12 protein-coding genes and 1 pseudogene are annotated in these 20,030 nt (G+C 38.0%); 10 read left to right on the forward strand and 3 right to left on the reverse strand.

Translation table 11 applies throughout. The annotated features are described in order from the left end of the window. Positions 1–7: 7 nt before the first annotated feature. The gene (locus tag LVD15_RS08870; protein WP_233779937.1) at positions 8–1,555 is read left to right on the forward strand and encodes a glycine--tRNA ligase; all 1,548 of its coding nucleotides are present in this window, start codon (positions 8–10) and stop codon (positions 1,553–1,555) included. Continuing rightward, positions 1,556–2,407 (forward strand): zinc-dependent peptidase, encoded by an 852-nt coding sequence (locus LVD15_RS08875; protein ID WP_233779938.1) that lies wholly within the window; start codon positions 1,556–1,558, stop codon positions 2,405–2,407. It begins immediately after the preceding gene. Between the two features lie 33 nt (positions 2,408–2,440). On the opposite strand, the gene LVD15_RS08880 is transcribed toward LVD15_RS08875, so the two are convergent. After that, a complete protein-coding gene (locus tag LVD15_RS08880) occupies positions 2,441–3,592 on the reverse strand; it encodes a hypothetical protein (protein WP_233779939.1) in 1,152 nt (383 codons plus the stop codon). Positions 3,593–3,881: 289 nt separating this feature from the next. Between LVD15_RS08880 and LVD15_RS08885 the strand changes: the two genes are divergently transcribed. Together LVD15_RS08885 and LVD15_RS08890 are read left to right on the forward strand one after the other, a co-directional pair. Then, positions 3,882–6,347 carry a TonB-dependent receptor gene (locus tag LVD15_RS08885; protein WP_233779940.1) on the forward strand — a complete coding sequence of 822 codons (2,466 nt, stop codon included), beginning with the start codon at positions 3,882–3,884 and terminating at the stop codon, positions 6,345–6,347. Continuing rightward, positions 6,347–7,462: a PepSY-associated TM helix domain-containing protein gene (locus tag LVD15_RS08890; protein WP_233779941.1), complete on the forward strand. Its 1,116-nt coding sequence runs from the start codon at positions 6,347–6,349 to the stop codon at positions 7,460–7,462. The genes LVD15_RS08885 and LVD15_RS08890 overlap by 1 nt, the downstream gene beginning before the upstream one ends. Positions 7,463–7,474: 12 nt before the next feature. Here LVD15_RS08890 and LVD15_RS08895 read toward each other — a convergent pair whose 3' ends face one another. Then, positions 7,475–8,689: a cation:proton antiporter gene (locus LVD15_RS08895; protein ID WP_233779942.1), complete on the reverse strand. Its 1,215-nt coding sequence runs from the start codon at positions 8,687–8,689 to the stop codon at positions 7,475–7,477. A 503-nt stretch (positions 8,690–9,192) separates the two neighbouring features. Then, positions 9,193–9,885 (reverse strand): annotated as a pseudogene (locus tag LVD15_RS08900) (SDR family oxidoreductase); the annotation flags it as partial. A 483-nt stretch (positions 9,886–10,368) separates the two neighbouring features. Here LVD15_RS08900 and LVD15_RS08905 point away from each other — a divergent pair. The 6 genes from LVD15_RS08905 (at position 10,369) to LVD15_RS08930 (ending at position 19,993) form a co-directional block, all read left to right on the forward strand. Continuing rightward, positions 10,369–11,070, forward strand: a complete 702-nt coding sequence (locus LVD15_RS08905; RefSeq protein WP_233779944.1) for a ferritin-like domain-containing protein — start codon at positions 10,369–10,371, stop codon at positions 11,068–11,070. Between the two features lie 41 nt (positions 11,071–11,111). After that, positions 11,112–11,933, forward strand: a complete 822-nt coding sequence (locus LVD15_RS08910; RefSeq protein WP_233779945.1) for a ferritin-like domain-containing protein — start codon at positions 11,112–11,114, stop codon at positions 11,931–11,933. A gap of 164 nt (positions 11,934–12,097) precedes the next feature. Next, a complete protein-coding gene (locus LVD15_RS08915) occupies positions 12,098–13,435 on the forward strand; it encodes a deoxyguanosinetriphosphate triphosphohydrolase (protein ID WP_233779946.1) in 1,338 nt (445 codons plus the stop codon). A 150-nt stretch (positions 13,436–13,585) separates the two neighbouring features. Further along, the gene (locus tag LVD15_RS08920) at positions 13,586–16,018 is read left to right on the forward strand and encodes an efflux RND transporter permease subunit (protein ID WP_233779947.1); all 2,433 of its coding nucleotides are present in this window, start codon (positions 13,586–13,588) and stop codon (positions 16,016–16,018) included. A 22-nt stretch (positions 16,019–16,040) separates the two neighbouring features. Further along, a complete protein-coding gene (gene ileS / locus LVD15_RS08925; RefSeq protein WP_233779948.1) occupies positions 16,041–19,340 on the forward strand; it encodes an isoleucine--tRNA ligase in 3,300 nt (1,099 codons plus the stop codon). Next, positions 19,340–19,993: a lipoprotein signal peptidase gene (locus LVD15_RS08930; RefSeq protein WP_233779949.1), complete on the forward strand. Its 654-nt coding sequence runs from the start codon at positions 19,340–19,342 to the stop codon at positions 19,991–19,993. Before ileS ends, LVD15_RS08930 begins: the two co-directional genes overlap by 1 nt. Positions 19,994–20,030: the final 37 nt, after the last annotated feature.

Below are 20,030 nucleotides of genomic sequence, written 5' to 3' on the forward strand. Positions count from 1 at the left end.
TGCGCCCATGGCAAATCTAGATGAAAACCTTTTGAAAAAAATAGTAGCTCATGCCAAAGAGTATGGGTTTGTTTTTCCTTCGAGTGAAATATATGATGGCTTAGGTGCTGCTTATGACTATGGTCAGAACGGTGTAGAGCTAAAAAATAATATAAAAAGCTATTGGTGGAAAGCCATGGTGCAAATGAATGAAAATATTGTAGGCTTGGATGCCTCTATTTTTATGCACCCTACCACCTGGAAAGCTTCCGGCCACGTAGATGCTTTTAATGATCCTATGATTGATAACAAGGATTCTAAAAAAAGGTATCGTGCCGATGTTTTGATTGAAGATTACATTGCTAAAATCGAAGCTAAAATAGACAAAGAAGTAACTAAAGCAGCTAAGCGCTTTGGTGATGATTTCGATAAAGATCAGTTTGTTTCTACTAACCCCAGAGTGGTGAAGTATAATGAGCAGATAGACGAAATCAATGCTAAGCTAAAAGCCGGAATGGAAAGTGGTGAGCTGAATCAGCTGAAAGACTTAATAGAAGAATTAGGTATAGCAGATCCTATTTCTGGCTCTAAAAACTGGACTGATGTACGCCAGTTTAACCTGATGTTTGCTACAGAGTTAGGTTCTTTGGCTGAAGGAGCTAACAAAATATATTTAAGACCAGAAACGGCACAAGGAATTTTTGTAAACTTCCTGAATGTACAGAAAACTGGCCGTATGAAAATACCTTTTGGTATTGCCCAAATCGGTAAAGCTTTTAGAAATGAAATTATCGCCAGACAGTTCATCTTCAGAATGAGAGAGTTTGAGCAGATGGAGATGCAGTTCTTCGTGAAGCCAGGAGAAGAAATGGGCTGGTATGAAAACTGGAAAGAAAAGAGAATTCAGTGGCACAAGTCATTAGGTCTTGGTGAAGATTATTATCGTTTCCATGATCATTTGAATTTAGCTCACTATGCTAATGCTGCCTGTGATATTGAGTTTAACTTCCCTATGGGCTTTAAAGAATTAGAAGGTATCCACAGCCGTACAGACTTTGATTTGAAAGCGCATGAAGAACATTCTGGTAAAAAATTACAGTTCTTCGATCCTCAGGAAAATAAGAGCTATGTTCCTTATGTAATTGAAACCTCTATAGGACTTGACCGTATGTTCCTGGCCTTACTTTCTGCGGCTTATACAGAAGAGACGCTTGAAGACGGTAGTGAAAGAGTGGTATTAAAAATACCTGCTCCATTGGCTCCTTCTAAAGTAGCGGTACTTCCTTTGCTTAAGAAAGATGGTTTACCTGAAAAAGCCAGAGAGATAATAGATGAGCTAAAGTATGACTTCACCTGCCAGTATGACGAAAAAGATGCTATTGGAAGAAGGTATAGAAGGCAAGATGCGGTAGGTACACCTTACTGTATTACTGTAGATCATCAAACTTTAGAAGATAATACCGTAACCTTAAGAGATAGAGATACTGCCAAGCAGGAGAGAATAGCTATTGCTGAGCTAAAGGCTAGAGTGGAGGACTTGGTTTCATTAACTAGTCTCCTCAAAAAAATAAAATAATTGAGTTTAATCGTATTTGCACCAGTAGTAATATTACTACTGGGCATTTTTTATGGGATCTATTCTGTGGCTCATGATATATTTGACTATATCTATAACCACAGCAGGCAATTTATAAAAAGAAAGATGATGCTTGCGCCAAAGCATGAGCTTATTCTTTCAAAATATTCTGCCTATTATAATTTACTTTCAGAAACAGATAAGGCACGCTTTAGAAAAAGAGTACAGTCTTTCATGTACAGCAAAACCTTTGTGCCCAGAGTATTTAAAGCGGTTACTGACGAGATGAAAGTGCTTATTTCAGCCTCGGCTGTTCAGCTTACATTTGGCCTTTCTCCTATATATTTGGCCTATTTTGATCGTATCTTAATCTATCCGGATTCTTATTATTCCCGAATCACCCGTATGTATCATGTGGGGGAGGTCAACCCTAGAATGGGAGTTATAGTGCTTTCATGGAAAGCCTTTGTAGATGGCTATGCAGATATGAGGGACTCTTTTAATGTAGGAATTCATGAAATGGCTCACGCTATTCATTTCGAAAATAGAATAAGGAATGAGGAATATGATTTCCTTAATCGGCGTGCGCTCTATGAACTTGAACAGATCACGGCACGTGAACTTCCTAAATTAAAAGCTGGAGAGCCTCATTTCTTGAGAAGCTATGCTGGTACTAATGAATATGAGTTTTTTGCCGTATCACTAGAGTATTTTTTCGAGCAGCCTATTGGTTTTACCAAGGCTATGCCTGATTTGTATCTTACACTGGTGAGGTTGCTAAATCAGGATCCAGCAAAGCTATATAAAAATAATACTGTTCAAGATGGAGGAGAAAACAGCCAGTCAAATTAATGAAAGGCTGCTTTCTTAGTTAAAAACGGGATTCTACTTTTCCTCCTGTTGCTTGCAATAGTCATTGTATAAATCTTCAGGACTATCTGAGTAAGTATCGTTAAATTTATACACATATTCTTGTTGTTGGATCAATGGAGGGTAAACCATAGTTTTTAAACCTCCCCAACCATCATTTTCATAAGTAAATGTGTTCCAGTTGTTTGCTGTTATTTCTGTAGTGCTAAGAATGAAAGCTCCTGTAGCTTCGTTTTGAATTTGCTTTTTATGTCTAAGCACTTTTTGGTCAAATTCGTTAGACAGCCCTTGGAAGCGAAGTAAATACTCATCGCCTATTTCTACCCAGCATAATGTGAAGCTGTTAGATTCATACACGGTTATATTTTTACCTAATAATGATTTATCAGGAAGGGCGGCCGGAGCAGTTTCTTCTTTCTTATTTTTGAAAGCATCAATCTCAGCCAATATTTTGTCAGCCTCTTCTTTGTGAGGTAAATTATCACCTAGAGATAAGTAGTAGCCAATTTCGTGCTCTACATCATCAGCAAAAACTAATTTGCCAGGTCTGTCATCTCTTGAGTTATATTGCTCTAGCTTTTCTAAAACATCATCCCACACCTTGTTAGACTTGTCATCTACTTCTTTTGATTCCCATACGCTTTTAGAAGCTGGTAATTGTAAGTTTTCAGGGAACGATTTTAGTGCTTGATTAATATCACTTAATACGGCCGCAGCGGGTGCATCAGTTGTATTGAAAAGCTCTACCAAAGCATCTGAAATACTGCCTACTCCTACACCGTAAAGGCCTTTGTAATCTCTGATAATGAGTAGCTGACCTTCATGCAAGGCAGGTAGTGTAATTTCAAATATATCTTTAGTTACAGGCTTAGCTAATGGTTCCAGTTTTTTAGTGAAGTCATGGTTTACCACATCTAAATCCTGAGCAAAAAATACCGTGTGATCGGGCATCCATTCTGGCATGTATACTATTACTCTAAGGTCAGCATCAGCAGGTACATATCTCAGTTTACCTAACTTGTTAAACCCAAATTCCACTTGTATGTCGTAAGGATATACAGGGTAATATAGATTATCTACTAATACATAGTATCCATATGCATTCAGTTCTGTTACTGGTTGAACTGGTAGTGATTGTTCTTCTGGTCGTAATGTTGAATTTGTCATAATATCTCGTTCTTGACTGTAAACAAAGGCTTTAGAACTGAGAAAAAGTAGTAAAACGGCCTATTTGAGCTAAAAATCATCATTAGTAACTACATGCAGGTCATTAGAAATGATTAGCCAATAAGCATTAAAAATTGGTTAAGTAATGAAGTGTAATTAAATAATACAATAATGAATGTGCGTGAGTTTGGCGCCAAGAGGTTAGGCTATATTGGTTTCGATAACTTTATTTGTAATTAGTCTAAATAAGTATAGATTTGTGGCTTTATTAAAATAAAACTTACTTATAATGCGATTTGTGTGCCTTTTATTGCTTTTAGCCGTTACTAATACAGGCTGGGCTCAAACAAGCAGTGCGCTAACTGGAAATATTAAAGACCAGAATAGCCAACCGCTTTACTATGTTAATATTTATATAAAAGACCTCGATAAAGGGGCTTATTCCGATAATAAAGGAGCTTACTCCATTCCATATATTCCTGCAGGTGACTATGAAGTTATTTTTAGTGCTGTAGGTTATAAAACTCAATCTAAGCAAATTCATTTTTCAGGTAGAGAACCTGTTACACTTGATGTTACACTGGAAGAAGACGTTACGGAGCTTCAGAATGTGGAAATAATTGGTAGAAAGGAAAGCTCTTATAAAAATAGCAGATCATTTTTGGGTACCAAAACAGAAATTCCGCTGGAAGACCTTCCTCAAGCGGTTTCTTATGCTACCAAAGAGCTCATTGCTGATCAGGGAGTGATGAGGTTAGGAGATATTGTGAAAAATTTTAGCGGGGTAAATCAAAATACTTTTTATGACGATATAATCATTAGAGGTTTTAGAATCAATGGTAGTCAAAATACGCAGCTGCTAAATGGTATGCGTACTTCTACAGGTTTCTGGAAGCAGCCTTTAGTGAACTACCTGGAAAGAGTGGAAGTGTTGAAAGGGCCTGCATCAGCCATTTCTGGCAATGCTTCTCCTGGTGGAGTCATTAATAGAGTAACCAAAAAGCCTTTGGATGTTCAGCGAAATTCAGTTTCTGTAAGCACCGGAAGTTTTAAAAACATGCGTGTGTTAGGTGATTTTACCGGCCCATTAAATGATAATAAAACCCTTCTTTATAGATTAAATGTGGGCTACGAAGATGCAAACAGTTACCGTGACCTTCAGTTTGACAAAAACATTGTTATTGCTCCTTCCATATCATTTATTCCTTCAGAGAAGACGCAGTTTAATTTTGATTTGATTTATAATAACTCCAAAAGCAGGCTGGATAGAGGGCAATCTGCCTTTAAAGATGATTTGTATAGTACTTCTAACTCATTATCATTAAGTGCGGCTAATGATTATCTAAATGAGGAGTCCTATATTATGACCCTTTCCATGAACCATCAATTTTCATCTAATATCTCATGGTCGGCCTCATATGTTCGTACTGGGTATTTTGAAGATTTAATGGAACACCGCAGTGCAAATGATTATGCAGTAGATGGTGATGGAAATGATATTGTAGATCAGGTAGCTTTAAGGGTTTTTAAAAGAAATAGGAAAAGATTTATAGATAATCTATCTACCTATTTTACGGCTAAGGCTAACACCGGACCTATAAAGCATAATATTACCTGGGGTTATGACTATGCGCAGGAAGAGATTCCTGCTGGTGCTTCTCAGTTAGAAGCCAATGGCTACCTTTCTGCTGACGGTACATCGGTGCTTCAAATTAACAATAATAGCGATGCAGGTAAAGCGGCCTTTCTTGAAAATAAAGCAGCTTATATGCTAGATGCAAATGGAAACCCAGTGCCTAATGTAGCTCATTTCGATTTATCTGATCCTTTGAACTCACAACAGATGAAAGATGAGGCCAAATATATTTATAACAGAGTGCGCTCTTATGGCCCTAATTTATATTATGTTCATGGTGTATATGTGCAGGATCAGCTTACCTGGAAAAAGTTTAAAGCACTGATTGGTCTGCGTTATGATAATTATACCAATGTGCTTAATATGGATCAGGCAGATGAAGATAACGTTCATCAGGAGGCATTGCTGCCAAGATTTGGCCTTACTTATGAATTAACAGATCACATTAATTTATATGGTACTTATGTAGAAGGTTATGAACCACAAGCTGCAGCTAACATGGATCCTATGAATGGAGGACCGTTTGATCCTTTAACCAGTCATATGGTGGAGTTTGGAGCCAAGACCAATTGGTTCAACCATAACTTATCTGCTACATTGGCTGTGTATAGAATCGATCAGCAAAACACGCTATATCCTGTGCCTAATTTAGATTTACTGCAACCCATAGGCGAGGAGGTTTCAAGGGGAATAGAGGTAGACCTAACGGGTAAAATATTACCTAACTGGAGTGTTAATGCAGGGTATGCCTATAATAAAGCGGAAATCACTGAAGATGCAGAAGGAAATGAAACTAACATTCAAAAGCCGAATACTCCGCATCATCAAGGTAACTTATGGACAAGGTATAACTTCACTAAAGGAGCTCTGAAAAATCTTGGAGTTGGTGTAGGGTCTAATTTTATGACTGAGCGTAACTTGCAACAAAATACAAGTCAGCAAGTACCAGGTTATACAGTGTATGATGCTGCTGTATATTATAAAATAAATAATTGCACGGTACAGTTTAATCTCAACAATTTTACTGACAAAACTTATTGGGTAGGAGGGTATGATTATTTGCGTTTATACCCGGGAACGCCTAGAAACTGGTTGCTTACTTTCACCTATAATTTTTAATGAGCAAAACAAAGAAACTCATTGGCCAAATACATTTGTGGCTGGGCTTAGTAATAGGCCAGCCTCTTTTTGTAGTGGCTATTACAGGAGCAATATTAGTCTTTGAAGAAGAATTGGAGCCCTTAGTGGCTCCTGCTCTTTACACCAGCAACTCCTCTCCGAAAGGGAGTTTTTATCCTCTTGATAGCATAATGGAGGAAGTGCAGCATCAGGCTCAAGATCAGGTGATTCAAAGGATTTATTTGGAGGCGGATAGTAGTAGAAGTGTCTTGGTGCAAACTGCTGATAAGCTGGGAGATCGGCATGTGTATGCTGTTGATCGCTATACAGGAAAGATTCAAACTTATGGGTTACTTCATAAGCAGTTTTTTAGAGTGGTATTGGAGCTGCACCGGTATTTATTAGCAGATAAAGTAGGTAAGGCTATTACGGGTGTTTGTTGTTTATGCTTTGTTATTATTATCATTTCTGGTTTGGTGCTTTGGGTGCCTAAAAAAATGAGGAATGCTAAACAAAGACTCAAAATTAAATGGACGGCATCGTCTAAAAGGCTTAACTGGGACCTGCACGTGGTACCTGGTTTTTATGTGGCCCTCTTTGCTTTAATAATTGCTCTTACTGGTTTAGTTTGGTCTTATAAATGGTATGAAGGAATCATCTATTATACTACTGATGGTAAACCAAAACCATCATTAAGGCTTGATAATAATACCAGCGCAGGAAGCTTTGGTCAATTTTCTGTCGATGAGATGGTACAGCAAGTCCATGCAAGCTTCCCGTTTGAAGGAGATGTCAGGCTCACTTTTGGAGATACAGCAACGAACCAAAGTATTATGGTGCAGAAGGTGAATATTGAAACTTTAATTCCTAATCAAGGCAGTTTCATTTATTTTGATGGCAGGAATGGGGATATTATTAAAACAGTTCCTTATGCAGACCTTACTACTGGCACAAAAATCAGAAGGCTGGTTTACCCAATTCATACGGGAAGCATTTTAGGCTGGCCTACAAAAGTGCTGGCTTTTATCACTTGTCTTATTATTGCTTCTTCACCAATTACAGGTTTCTTTATTTGGAGAGGAAGAAAAATGAAAAAGAGTAAAAAAAGGAAATAAAGCTCTTTGGTATTAGTCTTTAATTTCTCCTGCTTTCTTTAATGTTATCTTGGCTAACAAGGGGCCGATGAGCTCATGTAATATGGTAGCACCCATTATGGTGCCTATAATCAGAGGCGCTATGTCATGATAATTTTCATTTTTTTGCATGAGCAAAGCCAGGCCTATAACAATACCACCTTGTGGTATGAGACCTCCGGCAGTATATTTCTTTACTTTTAATGGCATTTTAGAAATAGTAGCACCTAGCCATACGCCAGCGAATTTTCCTACTGCTCTTAGTATGAAAAATATTAGAATAAGAAGCATGGCTGAAGATAAAACCGAAAAATCAAGGTGCATGCCGCTGACAGTGAAGAAAATGATAAATATTAACTCTTCAGTATATCGCTGCAGTACTTCAAAAATCTGTTTTTCCTTAGGATTATAGTTCACTATTATAGCTCCAAAAACCATTGTAGACATGAGTTCTTCTACTCCAAATAATACTGCAAGTCCAAAACACATGCTTAGGAATCCGAGGATAAGTATGATGTATATCTGATCTCCTTCCACTTTAAAAAAGCGGGTAAATAAATTGAAAAGAGCCCCTGAAATGATTCCTATGATGATGGCTCCACCAATAGAACGGACTATTTCTAATAAAATACTTCCAAAATCCGGGCTATTGCTGCTATCAACAAATATCAAAGCAATGCCTGTGGATAAGCTAAAAATTAATATGCCTACCGCATCATCAAAGGCGGCTACGCCCATAATGGTGTCAGAAACTTCTCCTTTCGCTTTATATTCATGAGCCACAGCCAGTGTAGATGAAGGATCTGTGGGACTCGCCAGGCTAGCTACTAACAGGCTAAATGGAATAACCATAGCTTCTAAACCATCTATACCCGCAAGAGGTGTAACTACTAAAAAGCCAATTAATACAAAAAGAAACGCAAAAAATGCTTCAAAGATGGTAATAGATAAGATGCCTTTGCCCGACTTTTTAATCTTAGAAAATGAAAGCGTACTGCCTACCTCCATAGTAATAAAAGCCAGACAAATATTGGTGACAGGCTCGGTGATATCCGGGAAGTCTGAGTCTATAATATGAGTAAGGTTGGGGTTGAGCACGATGCCAGCTATGATATACCCAGATACTTTTGGCAGCCCTACGGTTCGTGCTATTTTCCCTAATAAGTAGCCTATTATTAAAATCAGCCCTAAAGTGAGTGTTATGTCCATGATCATTTTACATTTAAAAAATTTCGGATGATCTTCCGGTAGCTAATGCAGCGTTTTAAGGAGGTAGACAAAACTACTAATTGACCTTCTTTATACCTCTTAAATTGAATATTAAATGGCTGGGGTTATTGATTATAGCACTTATCTCCAAAGCTCTTATCATCTTAGTTACACATGTAACTTTAATGAATAAAACCATTACCATACTACCCGTTAAATGGTTTTATTGAACTTCTTATGCTTTAGCCTAAATCTGTGTTTCTAATTAAGCTTTGGGTCTCTATATGGATCAACTATAAGCTGAGAAAAGGAAAACTGATGAGAGGTAAATTAAAATTCTTCCTAAGAGAAATGGATACTAAGAGTGCCTTAGTTGTCAGGAAGATAGAAGGCTTGAGGTGTATTTGTCAGTTATTGACTACTAATTAGTTTTATGTTTCATATTGTTTTATAAAGGCCTTCAATTATGAAGGTCTTTATTTTATTGACTAATAAGATGTGTTTTATGCATTACCATACATGTTAGATTCACCACCATCTATAGCTATCACTTGTCCACTCACATAACCATTATCTTTGCTTATAAGGAAAGCTACTACCTTGGCTACATCTTCGGGCTGACCTAAATGACGGGTAGGGTTGTGGCTTGCATATTCTTTTTCTGCAGCAGCAGGATCTTCAGGGTTTACCTGTTTAAAAGCTTCAGCTACCATTGGTGTTAAAATAGCACCAGGAGCTATAGCATTAGTAAGTATTCCGAATTTACCGTATTCAAGAGCAGCGTTTTTGGTCATACCAGCTACGGCGTGCTTACTTGCCACGTAAGGAGTTTGATTCAGTACCCCTCTAATTCCACCTACTGAAGCCACATTTACTATGCGACCATAGTTTTGCTTTTGCATTTGAGGGATCACATAGCGTAAGCCGTAGTATACACCCATCAAATTGATATCTATAACTTTTTTGAATACATTAAGATCGTACTCTGTAATTGATGCTTGTTTGCCCTCAATTCCGGCATTGTTATAGAAGCCATCTATCTTACCAAATTTCTCTACCGTTTTCTCCACATAGTTTTTAACGGCTTCTTCGTTAGAAACATCAGCTACTATTGATAGTATTTCTACTGAGGGGTATTTCTCTTTTAAAGATGCAACTGCAGCATTCAAAGTCTCCTCATTATAGTCTACCAATACTAGAGATGCACCTTATGCAGCTAGCTCTTCTGCGGTAGCTAATCCCAGCCCCATGGCTGCTCCTGTAATTATTATTACGTGATCTTTCATATTTATATTATTGATCGTTTGTTCTAATGTTTAAACTTTAAAATAGAAAGGTTAGTTACAAATAACAATGAAATTGTGTTCAGCGGTAGTTCATGTAAGTCATGTGATCATTAATTAAATACAGTTATTTCTATGATGTTCAATGATAAATTTATAACTTCTTAAAGTCATCTAACCCTAATACCCTGAGTGCACTGGTCCATATATTTTATATGTATGGCCGAAGGCTGCCATTTCTAACAACGGCTTTTGACAAGCAGCTTGCATCAGTGTAGTTTTTCATCAATACTAAAAATTGTATTGAGGCCTTTTTTTGATTATTCAGAGGTTTTAAAATCTGATTCCTATTGAAAGGTCGTAAATACTTGAAAATTTCACTAAATACTATGTACTATGAAGAAGATTGATGTTTATCCTAAATACAATAGGGATAGAAGAAGTTTTTTAAAAGCCGGAGGGGCAGGGCTTGCTGCGGCAGGACTTTTACTAACCGGATGTTCTGATGATGATGACGGAGGCAATAATCCGGATCCAGATGTTTTTGATTTGGGTTCTGGAGATTTGGCCGTTTTAAATTATGCTTATGCTCTGGAGCAGCTAGAGGCAGATTTTTATGCTAAAGTTTTTAGTTCTTTCTATGCCGGGATAACTACTGAGGAGCAAACTATTCTAACAGATATTTATTATCACGAGGTAATTCATAGAAACTTTTTCAAAGCAGCTATTTCCGGAGTAGCATCTGAAAGCCAGATATTGCCTGAGTTGGAATTTGATTACGGTGATCTTGATTTTAATGATAGAAGTGCAGTTTTGGCAACGGCCAAGGCTCTGGAAGATACAGGAGTAGGGGCGTATAACGGTGCCGGCAATCTGCTGGAAACGCCAGAGTATTTATTAATTGCAGGAAAAATAGTATCTGTGGAGGCTCGTCATGCCTCGGCTATTCGTAGCCTTATAAACCCTGATTCTAAAGATTTTGCAGGAGATGATATCGTAGATGCTTCCGGGTTAGATACAGCTAAGTTGCCTTCTGAAATTATACCAGTAGCTGCAGGTTTTATTACTACCCCTTTTACTGCTAATAACCTTCCTTAAATTTTCCTGTACCGTAGTTTTCAAATTTAACTTCAATCATTATGAATATAATAAAATTACTAGAGCACTTCACTAGTGCTAATCTTAATAATATACCAGAAGGTGCTATGTCAAGGCATCAGGCGTTTAAGCATTTTGCTAATATAGGTAAGGGTATAGCTATGGCTGCTGCTCCCCTTGGTGTGGCTGCAATGGCCTCTTCAAAATCACATGCAAGAACCATGGAAACTCCTACGGAAGCCCTGCAGTTAGCATTAACTTTAGAGTACCTGGAGGCAGAATATTACCAGATGGGTTTAGATTCAGGTGTTATACCTACTGGCGGCAGAGAAGAAAAAGTCTTTATGCAAATTTCTAAGCATGAAACGGCTCATGTAGACTTTTTGATTGCTGGTTTAGGCGATGATGCTATTGATAAACCTACTTTTGATTTTACTGCAGGTGGTGCTTTTGACCCTTTTAATGAAGATTCTAATGTGAGTGAAGCCACTTCATATGCACAGTTTTTAGCATTGGCTCAAGCATTTGAAGATACAGGGGTGCGAGCCTATAAGGGCCAGGCCGCTAACCTGATGGATGCGCCTGACTTGCTTAAAGCAGCACTACAAATCCATTCGGTAGAAGCCAGGCATGCTTCTGAAGTGAGAAGAATCAGAGGGCTTAAAGGTTGGATAGTGCAAGATACCAGAGGTGACGGTATGCCTGAAGCGGCGCAGCCCGTGTATGATGGAGAAGAGGTTACCATGCAAGCAGGGTTTAATACAGCTACTGATTTTGGTGCTGATGCCGGTACAGAGGCTTATGATGAACCGCTAACCGGAACAGAAGCCACCAGTATTGCCAGTCTTTTTATAGTTACTTAATGAAATGTAAACGTGCTTTCTCATAGGGTTGTGTCTGTAATAGATGCAACCCTTTTTTGTTACTTGCAGGTATTAAATCATACTTTGATATGGGAAAAAAGAGCCTAAAGTTTATCCATTAATCAAATTGGCTTACCTTAGCTGCTTTTAAAAATAAAAGTTCAATGAACTGGGAACAGTTACTATCTAATCAAAGACTAGGAGATAAGCCAAAGGAGCATGCTGTGAGTAGAAGTGCTTTTGAGCAGGATTATGACCGGATCATTTTTTCGCATCCTTTCAGAAGGTTGCAGGATAAGACGCAGGTGCACCCTCTTCCTGAATATGATTTTGTACATACCAGGCTTACTCATAGCCTTGAGGTAAGTAGTGTGGGTCGGTCTTTAGGGAAAATAGTAGGACAAACAATACTTGAAAGAAACCAGCAGCTTGGATCAAAATTTTCTTTTCATGATTTTGGGGCCATTGTGGCTGCGGCTTCTTTAGCGCATGATATTGGCAATCCTCCATTTGGGCATTCTGGTGAAGATGCTATTTCTGAGTTTTTTAAATTTCATACTGCAGGCAGGCTTTTCAAGGATCATGTTAGTGATTGGGAATGGGAGGATCTTACTCATTTTGAAGGCAATGCTCAGGGGTTTAGAATATTAAATAAAAAGCAATATCAAGGCCTTAAGCTCACTTGTGCTACACTCGCTGCTTTCAGCAAATACCCGCGTAAGTCACTATTGCCTGATGCTGATAAGAGCAGAAGGAGCCAAAAGAAATATGGCTTTTTTCAATCAGAGAAAGATGTATTTGGGATAATTGCTGATAATGTAGGCTTGATTAAAAGAGCAGATATGGTCTGGGGGCGTCATCCGCTAACCTTTTTAGTGGAGGCTGCTGACGATATATGCTACCAGCTGATAGACCTTGAAGATGGTTGCCGACTAGGGCTTGTATCTTATGAAGATACAGTAGAGCTGTTTGCTGGTATTCTTAAGGATAAATTAAATAGAACTAAGCTGAAATCTATTTCTAGTATTGATGAACGAATAGGTACTTTAAGAGCTATGTCGATAGGCTGTTTAATAGAAGAGTGCCGTAGTTTGTTTCTTGATAATGAGACCGAAATACTTAGTGGAGATTTTGATGTGGCTCTGGCTGATTCTATTTTGTCTGCACCAGTTTTGAATGAAATTTCTAATATTTCTATATCAAAAATATACCGATCCAGAAAGGTAATGGAAACAGAAACCGCTGGTTTTGATGTACTGCCAGGGCTTATGGAAACTTTTACACAGGCGATTTGCGAGCAGGATCTTGGCAAAGAAGCTTCAAAAAAAGCCAAGGCTACTTACCGTCTGTTACCTCCTGAAATAAGAAATGATCTGGAAAATGAATGTGGCTCAGTATATGAAAAGCTGATGAGCTGCATAGATTTTATCTCAGGAATGACAGATACTTATGCTATTTCATTGTATAGAAAAATAAAGGGCATTTCTTTGCCACACTCTTAACCATTTTTATTGAATAAAATGAAACATGAATTGGTGAAATGGGTTAAGCTTGTAGCGCGTATATACAAACCTCTTTGGTTTTTCCAACATGAATGGAATAAAATTATACTTTAAAATCAAATTCATTACCTTTGTGCCTCTTAAATAAGCATGTGGACTAAACTTTCCCATATAATCATTAAATACCGGTTTTGGCTGGTATTAGTTTTAGTAGCTATAACAGCATTCATGGGCTATCACGCCAAGGATGTTGAGATGAGTTATGACTTCGCGAAAACGGTACCTTCTGATGACCCTGACATGGTGGTTTTTCAGAATTTTAAAAAGCAATTTGGAGAAGATGGAAATCTTGTGGCTGTTGGCCTTAAAGATAGCTCAATATATGAACCTGAGAATTTTGAAAAATTCAGAGAACTATGTCTGGATATTAGCAAGTTTACAGGTGTTAGTAATGTTATTTCTCTTCCTCTAATTCAGCGTCTGCAGAAAGATACTGTAGAAAAGAAATTTGATTTGGAATACATTTTTAAAAGTGCTCCCAAAACACAGACTGAGTTTGATAGCCTTTTTCAATTGGCTATGGATCAGAAGTTTTATAGTGGTAGGCTGGTAAACAAGACCAACGGAGCTACTTTAATGCTCATTTCTATTAAGAAGGAAGTACTTAACTCATCAAAAAGACAAGACTTAACACAGGAAATTATAGATATAGGAGACCAGTTTAAAAAAGATACTGGTATCGAATTGCACTATGCAGGTCTTCCTTTCGTACGTTCCGTGGTAGCGGGTAAGGTGAGTAGAGAAATGAAACTGTTTCTTTATTTATCTGTAGCAGTTACCGCATTTATATTATTCCTGTTTTTCAGAACCTGGGATGCCGTAGTTTTCCCTATGACTATTATTGCCATAATAGTGATTTGGGTATTAGGAACCTTAGGTTTATTCGGATATAAAATAACATTGCTTACCGGTCTTATTCCCCCTGTGATAGTGGTAATAGGTATACCCAATTGCGTATATCTAATTAATAAGTATCATCAGGAGTTTGAAAAACACGGTAATAAGTTTAAAGCAGTAAGTACAGTAGTGAGAAAAATTGGTTTGGTTACACTCATTACCAATTTCACCACGGCTATAGGCTTCTTGGTGCTTGCCTCTACTGACATTGTAATACTTAAGGAGTTCGGAATAGTAGCAGGGATTAACATCATGGCTACTTTTATGGTGAGTATTATACTCATTCCAGCTGTGTTTAGCTGGCTGCCACCTCCTAAAAATAAACAGCTGAAGCATTTAAGATTTAAGGGAATAGATAAGGTGCTGACGCAGATGGATCTGCTTATTCACAGGCATAGAAGTTATATATACGGTATTACAATTATTTTAGTAATTGTTTCGGTATATGGTACTTTAAAAATCAGAGCCGTTTCTTATATGGTAGATGATTTGCCGGAGCACAGTGAAGTAATCAGAGATTTAAACTTCTTCGAGAAAAACTTTAGTGGGGTAATGCCGCTGGAAATAGTGGTAGATACTCATAAGAGAAGAGGTGTTATTGACGAGAAGAACCTAAGAAAGATAGATCGTTTTGAAGACTTTTTAGCTTCTAACAAAGACATTTCAGAGCCCGTTTCTTTGGTCAGTTTCGTTAAGGCATCTAAGCAGGCCTATTATAATAATAATCCTGCCAGATACAGCTTACCAGACCGAAGAGAAAAGAATTACATTTTGCGATACATGAAGGGGCAGAATGATAACAGTGGATTATTCAACTCTTTTGTAGATTCTACCTTGCAAAAAATGCGAATATCACTGCAAGTAGCTGATATTGGTTCTCACAAAATGGATTCTTTGATTACTAATGTTATACAGCCAGAGGTAGATTCTGTTTTTGCTGATTCTGAAATTACATTAGATATTACAGGTACTACGCCTTTGTTTATTAAAGGAAATAACTTCCTTATTCATAACCTAAGAACAAGTCTGATACTGGCATTTGTGATTATTGCTATCATTATGGCTATTCTGTTTGTGAACTTTAGGATGATAGTCATTTCATTATTACCTAATCTGATACCCCTCATTATTACGGCAGGTATTATGGGCTTTGCAGGTATACCACTGAAGCCAAGTACAGCATTGATCTTTAGTATTGTATTTGGTATTTCGGTAGATGACTCCATTCACTTTTTAGCTAAATACAGACAAGAGCTTTTTGCGAATAAGTTTTTTGTCCCCATGGCGGTAAGCAAAAGCTTAAGGGAAACAGGCGCTAGCATGATGTATACCTCTATTATTCTGTTTGCCGGATTTGTTATATTCGCGTGGTCAGATTTTGGAGGAACCGTGGCACTGGGTATTCTTACATCAGTTACGTTGTTGATAGCCATGTTTACCAATTTGATATTATTGCCGTCTTTACTCATGACCTTTGATGATGGTAAGAGGAAAAAAGACGCGCACCCACTTATAGAACAATATGATGATGGCTTCTATCAGGAAGATGAAGACGAGGAAATTGACCTTGATCTCATTAAAGTAGAAGATAGTAGCGACAATTCATCAAAAGAAATTAACTCATAAATTTTAAAAAAAAGGAGCAACGGTGAAGTATAAAGAGTATAAAGGGCTCAATTATGCCGAAGTAGCTGATAAAATCCTCCAGTACTGGCAGGATAATGAAATATTTGAAAAGTCTGTAGATAGCAGAGAAGGAAATGAAACCTTCACTTTCTACGAAGGACCACCATCAGCTAATGGTACTCCTGGTATTCACCATGTGATGGCCAGAGCGGTAAAAGATATATTTTGTCGCTATAAAACTTTAAAAGGCTTTCAGGTAAAAAGAAAAGGTGGTTGGGATACCCACGGCCTGCCTGTAGAGCTACAAGTAGAGAAAGAACTGGGCATTACTAAAGAAGATATAGGTAAGAAAATATCTGTAGAAGAGTACAACCAGAAATGCCGTGAAACAGTAATGCGTTTTAAAAACGAGTGGGATGATCTTACTCGTAAAATGGGCTACTGGGTAGATCTTGATGATCCTTATGTTACTTTTAACAAGGATTATATGGAAACCTTATGGTACTTACTGAAGCAATTATACGACAAAGGCTTGTTGTATAAAGGGTATACCATACAGCCGTTTTCTCCTGCCGCAGGTACAGGTCTTAGCTCGCATGAGCTTAACCAACCCGGTACTTACAGAGATGTAAAAGACACCACGGTTACTGCTCAGTTTAAAATTAAGGGAGAAGAGAATACTTACTTCCTCGCCTGGACTACCACTCCCTGGACGCTAGCGGCTAATACGGCACTGGCTGTAGGTGAGAATATCAATTATGTGAAGGTTAAAACTTTTAATCCTTACACTTTTGATGAAGCTTACGTTATCCTGGCTAAAGATAGAGTGGCAGCTTACTTTAATAGCAAAGCCGCTGATCTTAAATTAGAAGATTATAATTCAGGGGATAAACTTATCCCTTATGAAATAGTAGCTGAATATAAAGGCAAAGACCTTGTGGGGCAGGAATATGAGCAGCTATTGCCATATGTAGAGCCCGATGGCCCTGCCTTTAAAGTAATTCCTGGTGATTATGTTACCACTGCAGATGGTACTGGTATAGTACACATCTCGCCAACATTTGGAGCTGATGACCAGAGAGTGGCTAAGCAAGCAGGAATAGGTGCTATTTTGGTTAAAGACGAAGAGGGTAACCTTGGCCCGATAGTAGATCGACAAGGTCGCTATGTGAAAGAAATGGGAGAGTTTGCCGGCATGTACGTGAAAAATGAGTACTATGCTGATGGCGAAGCCCCTGAAAAGTCTTTGGATGTACTTATAGGCATTAAGCTGAAAGAAGAAAATAAAGCTTTCAACGTAGTAAAGTACGAACACTCTTATCCTCACTGTTGGAGAACTGATAAGCCTGTGCTTTACTATCCGCTAGATTCATGGTTTATAAAAACAACAGCCATGAAAGATAAACTGGTGGAATTAAACAAAACCATCAACTGGAAGCCTGCTTCTACCGGATCAGGAAGGTTTGGTAACTGGCTGGAAAATTTGGTGGATTGGAACTTGTCAAGGTCACGCTTCTGGGGTACTCCACTTCCTATTTGGGTATCTGAAGATCGTAGCGAAGAGAAATGCATCGGTACAATAGAGGAGTTGAAAGCTGAGGTAGAAAAGTCTGTGGCAGCAGGTTTTATGACTGAGAATATCGGTGATGATTTTGATTTGCACAGACCGTATGTAGATGATATCATTTTAGTGAGTGATAGTGGTCAGAAAATGTTCCGTGAGCCTGATCTTATAGATGTGTGGTTTGATTCTGGAGCTATGCCCTATGCTCAGTGGCACTATCCTTTTGAGAATAAAGAAATATTTGAAGCTAATTACCCGGCTGACTTTATAGCTGAAGGAGTAGACCAGACCAGAGGTTGGTTCTTTACACTGCATGCTATTGCTGTTATGCTTTATGGAAAAGTAGCTTTCAAAAATGTTATAGCAAATGGCCTTGTTTTAGATAAAAACGGAAACAAAATGTCTAAGAGATTAGGCAATGCTGTAGATCCGTTTAAAACGCTGGCAGAGCACGGTCCTGATGCCACTCGTTGGTACATGATCTCTAATGCTAATCCTTGGGATAACCTTAAATTCAATATAGACGGTGTAGTAGAGGTGCAAAGAAGGTTCTTCGGAACGTTGCAAAATACTTATTCTTTCTTCGCTCTTTATGCTAACCTTGATGGTTTTGACTTTAAAGATGGTGAAGTAAGTGCCTCTGACAGGACTGAGAGTGATAGATGGGTATTGTCTAAACTCAACAGTCTAATAAAAAAGGTAGATGAAGCTTATAATGAGTATGAGCCTACCAGAGCAGCCAGATTAATTCAAGATTTCACTATAGATGACTTGAGTAACTGGTATGTAAGACTTAACAGGAAACGTTTCTGGAGAGGCGAATTTAATGCCGATAAAAAGGCTGCTTATCAGACTTTATATACTTGCCTGCTTACTATTGCTAAGCTAGGATCTCCTGTAGCTCCTTTTTACATGGAGCAGTTATATCAGGACCTTAATGAAGTGACTGGTTTAGACGCGGCAGAATCTGTACACCTTACTGATTTCCCTGTAGCTAATGACAGCATCATAGATATTGATCTTGAACAAAGAATGGATTTGGCGCAAAATGTATCGTCATTAGTGCACTCTTTAAGAAAGAAACATAAGATAAAAGTGCGTCAGCCTTTATCAAAAATATTGCTTCCTGTAATAAATGATACTTTCAAGAGACAAGTATCGGCAGTGGAGGAGTTAATTCTTTCTGAAGTAAATATCAAGGCAATAGAATTTGTGGACGATGAGTCTGGAGTTTTGGTGAAAAAGGTGAAACCTAACTTTAGCAAGCTAGGTAAGGAGCATGGCAAGAAAATGAAAGCCATTGCTGCTCAGATCAACCAATTTAAGCCTGAAGATATTGCTAGCCTTGAGTCTGATAACAACAAGGTGATAGAGGTAGAAGGAGAAGAAATAGCTTTGACTTTAGAAGATGTTGAAATCACTTATCAAGATATACCTGGTTGGTCAGTAGCTAGTGAAGGCAGGCTTACCGTGGCGCTTGATATCACTATTTCAGATGACCTGAAGAAGGAGGGAATAGCTAGAGATTTGGTGAACAGAGTGCAAAACCTGAGAAAGGATATGGGGCTTGAAGTGCAGGATAAAATCAAAATCAATATTGAGAAAAATACTGATTTGGTTAATGCTGCGTTGGAAGCCAATAAGGAATATATCTGCAATGAAACGCAGGCCTTGTCTTTAGATATTATAGAAAGCTTGAGTGATGGTAGTGAACTAGAAATGGATGAGCATAAACTTAAGGTAAAAATAGAAGCATAATGAAGTTGTACAAATATTACCTGTTGGCTTTAGGAGTAATAGCTCTAGATCAAACAGTGAAATTACTTGTCCATTTTAACATGGAAATGGGCACCGCAGGTGAAATTAATGTAATTGGAGACTGGTTTAAGCTCCATTATCTTCTTAATCCGGGTATGGCTTTTGGACTTAAGTCCAGTCATTATTACGGAAAACTTTTATTAACCTTATTTAGGCTTGGAGCCATGGTAGGTATAGGCTACTATATTTACTATCTATATAAAAAGGGGGCCAAGACCGGCCTCCTCTGGTGCATGGGACTCATATTGGGAGGTGCCGTAGGTAATGTTATTGACAGTACTTTTTATGGTGTATTTTTAAATAATGCTCCACTTGGTTCTCCCACTCCCTGGTTTCATGGTCAGGTGATTGATATGTTATTCTTCCCACTCTTTGACGGCTATTATCCTGATTGGATGCCTGGAGTAGGTGGAAACTATTTCCTTTTCTTTAGCCCGGTATTTAATATTGCTGATTCTTCAATATTTATTGGCGTAGTGTGTATTCTATTGTTTCAAAAGAGATTTTTAAAGAATAAGCAAAACACTACCACCATTACTGAAGAAGATTCTGCTGAGAAAGAAGAAAAGGCTGATAATGTGATAATATCCTAATCAGAGGATATTGTTGATAGCTTGGGTAGCTTTAGCT

This window comes from Fulvivirga maritima (genome assembly GCF_021389955.1).
In the GTDB taxonomy this organism is placed as follows: Bacteria; Bacteroidota; Bacteroidia; order Cytophagales; family Cyclobacteriaceae; genus Fulvivirga; species Fulvivirga maritima.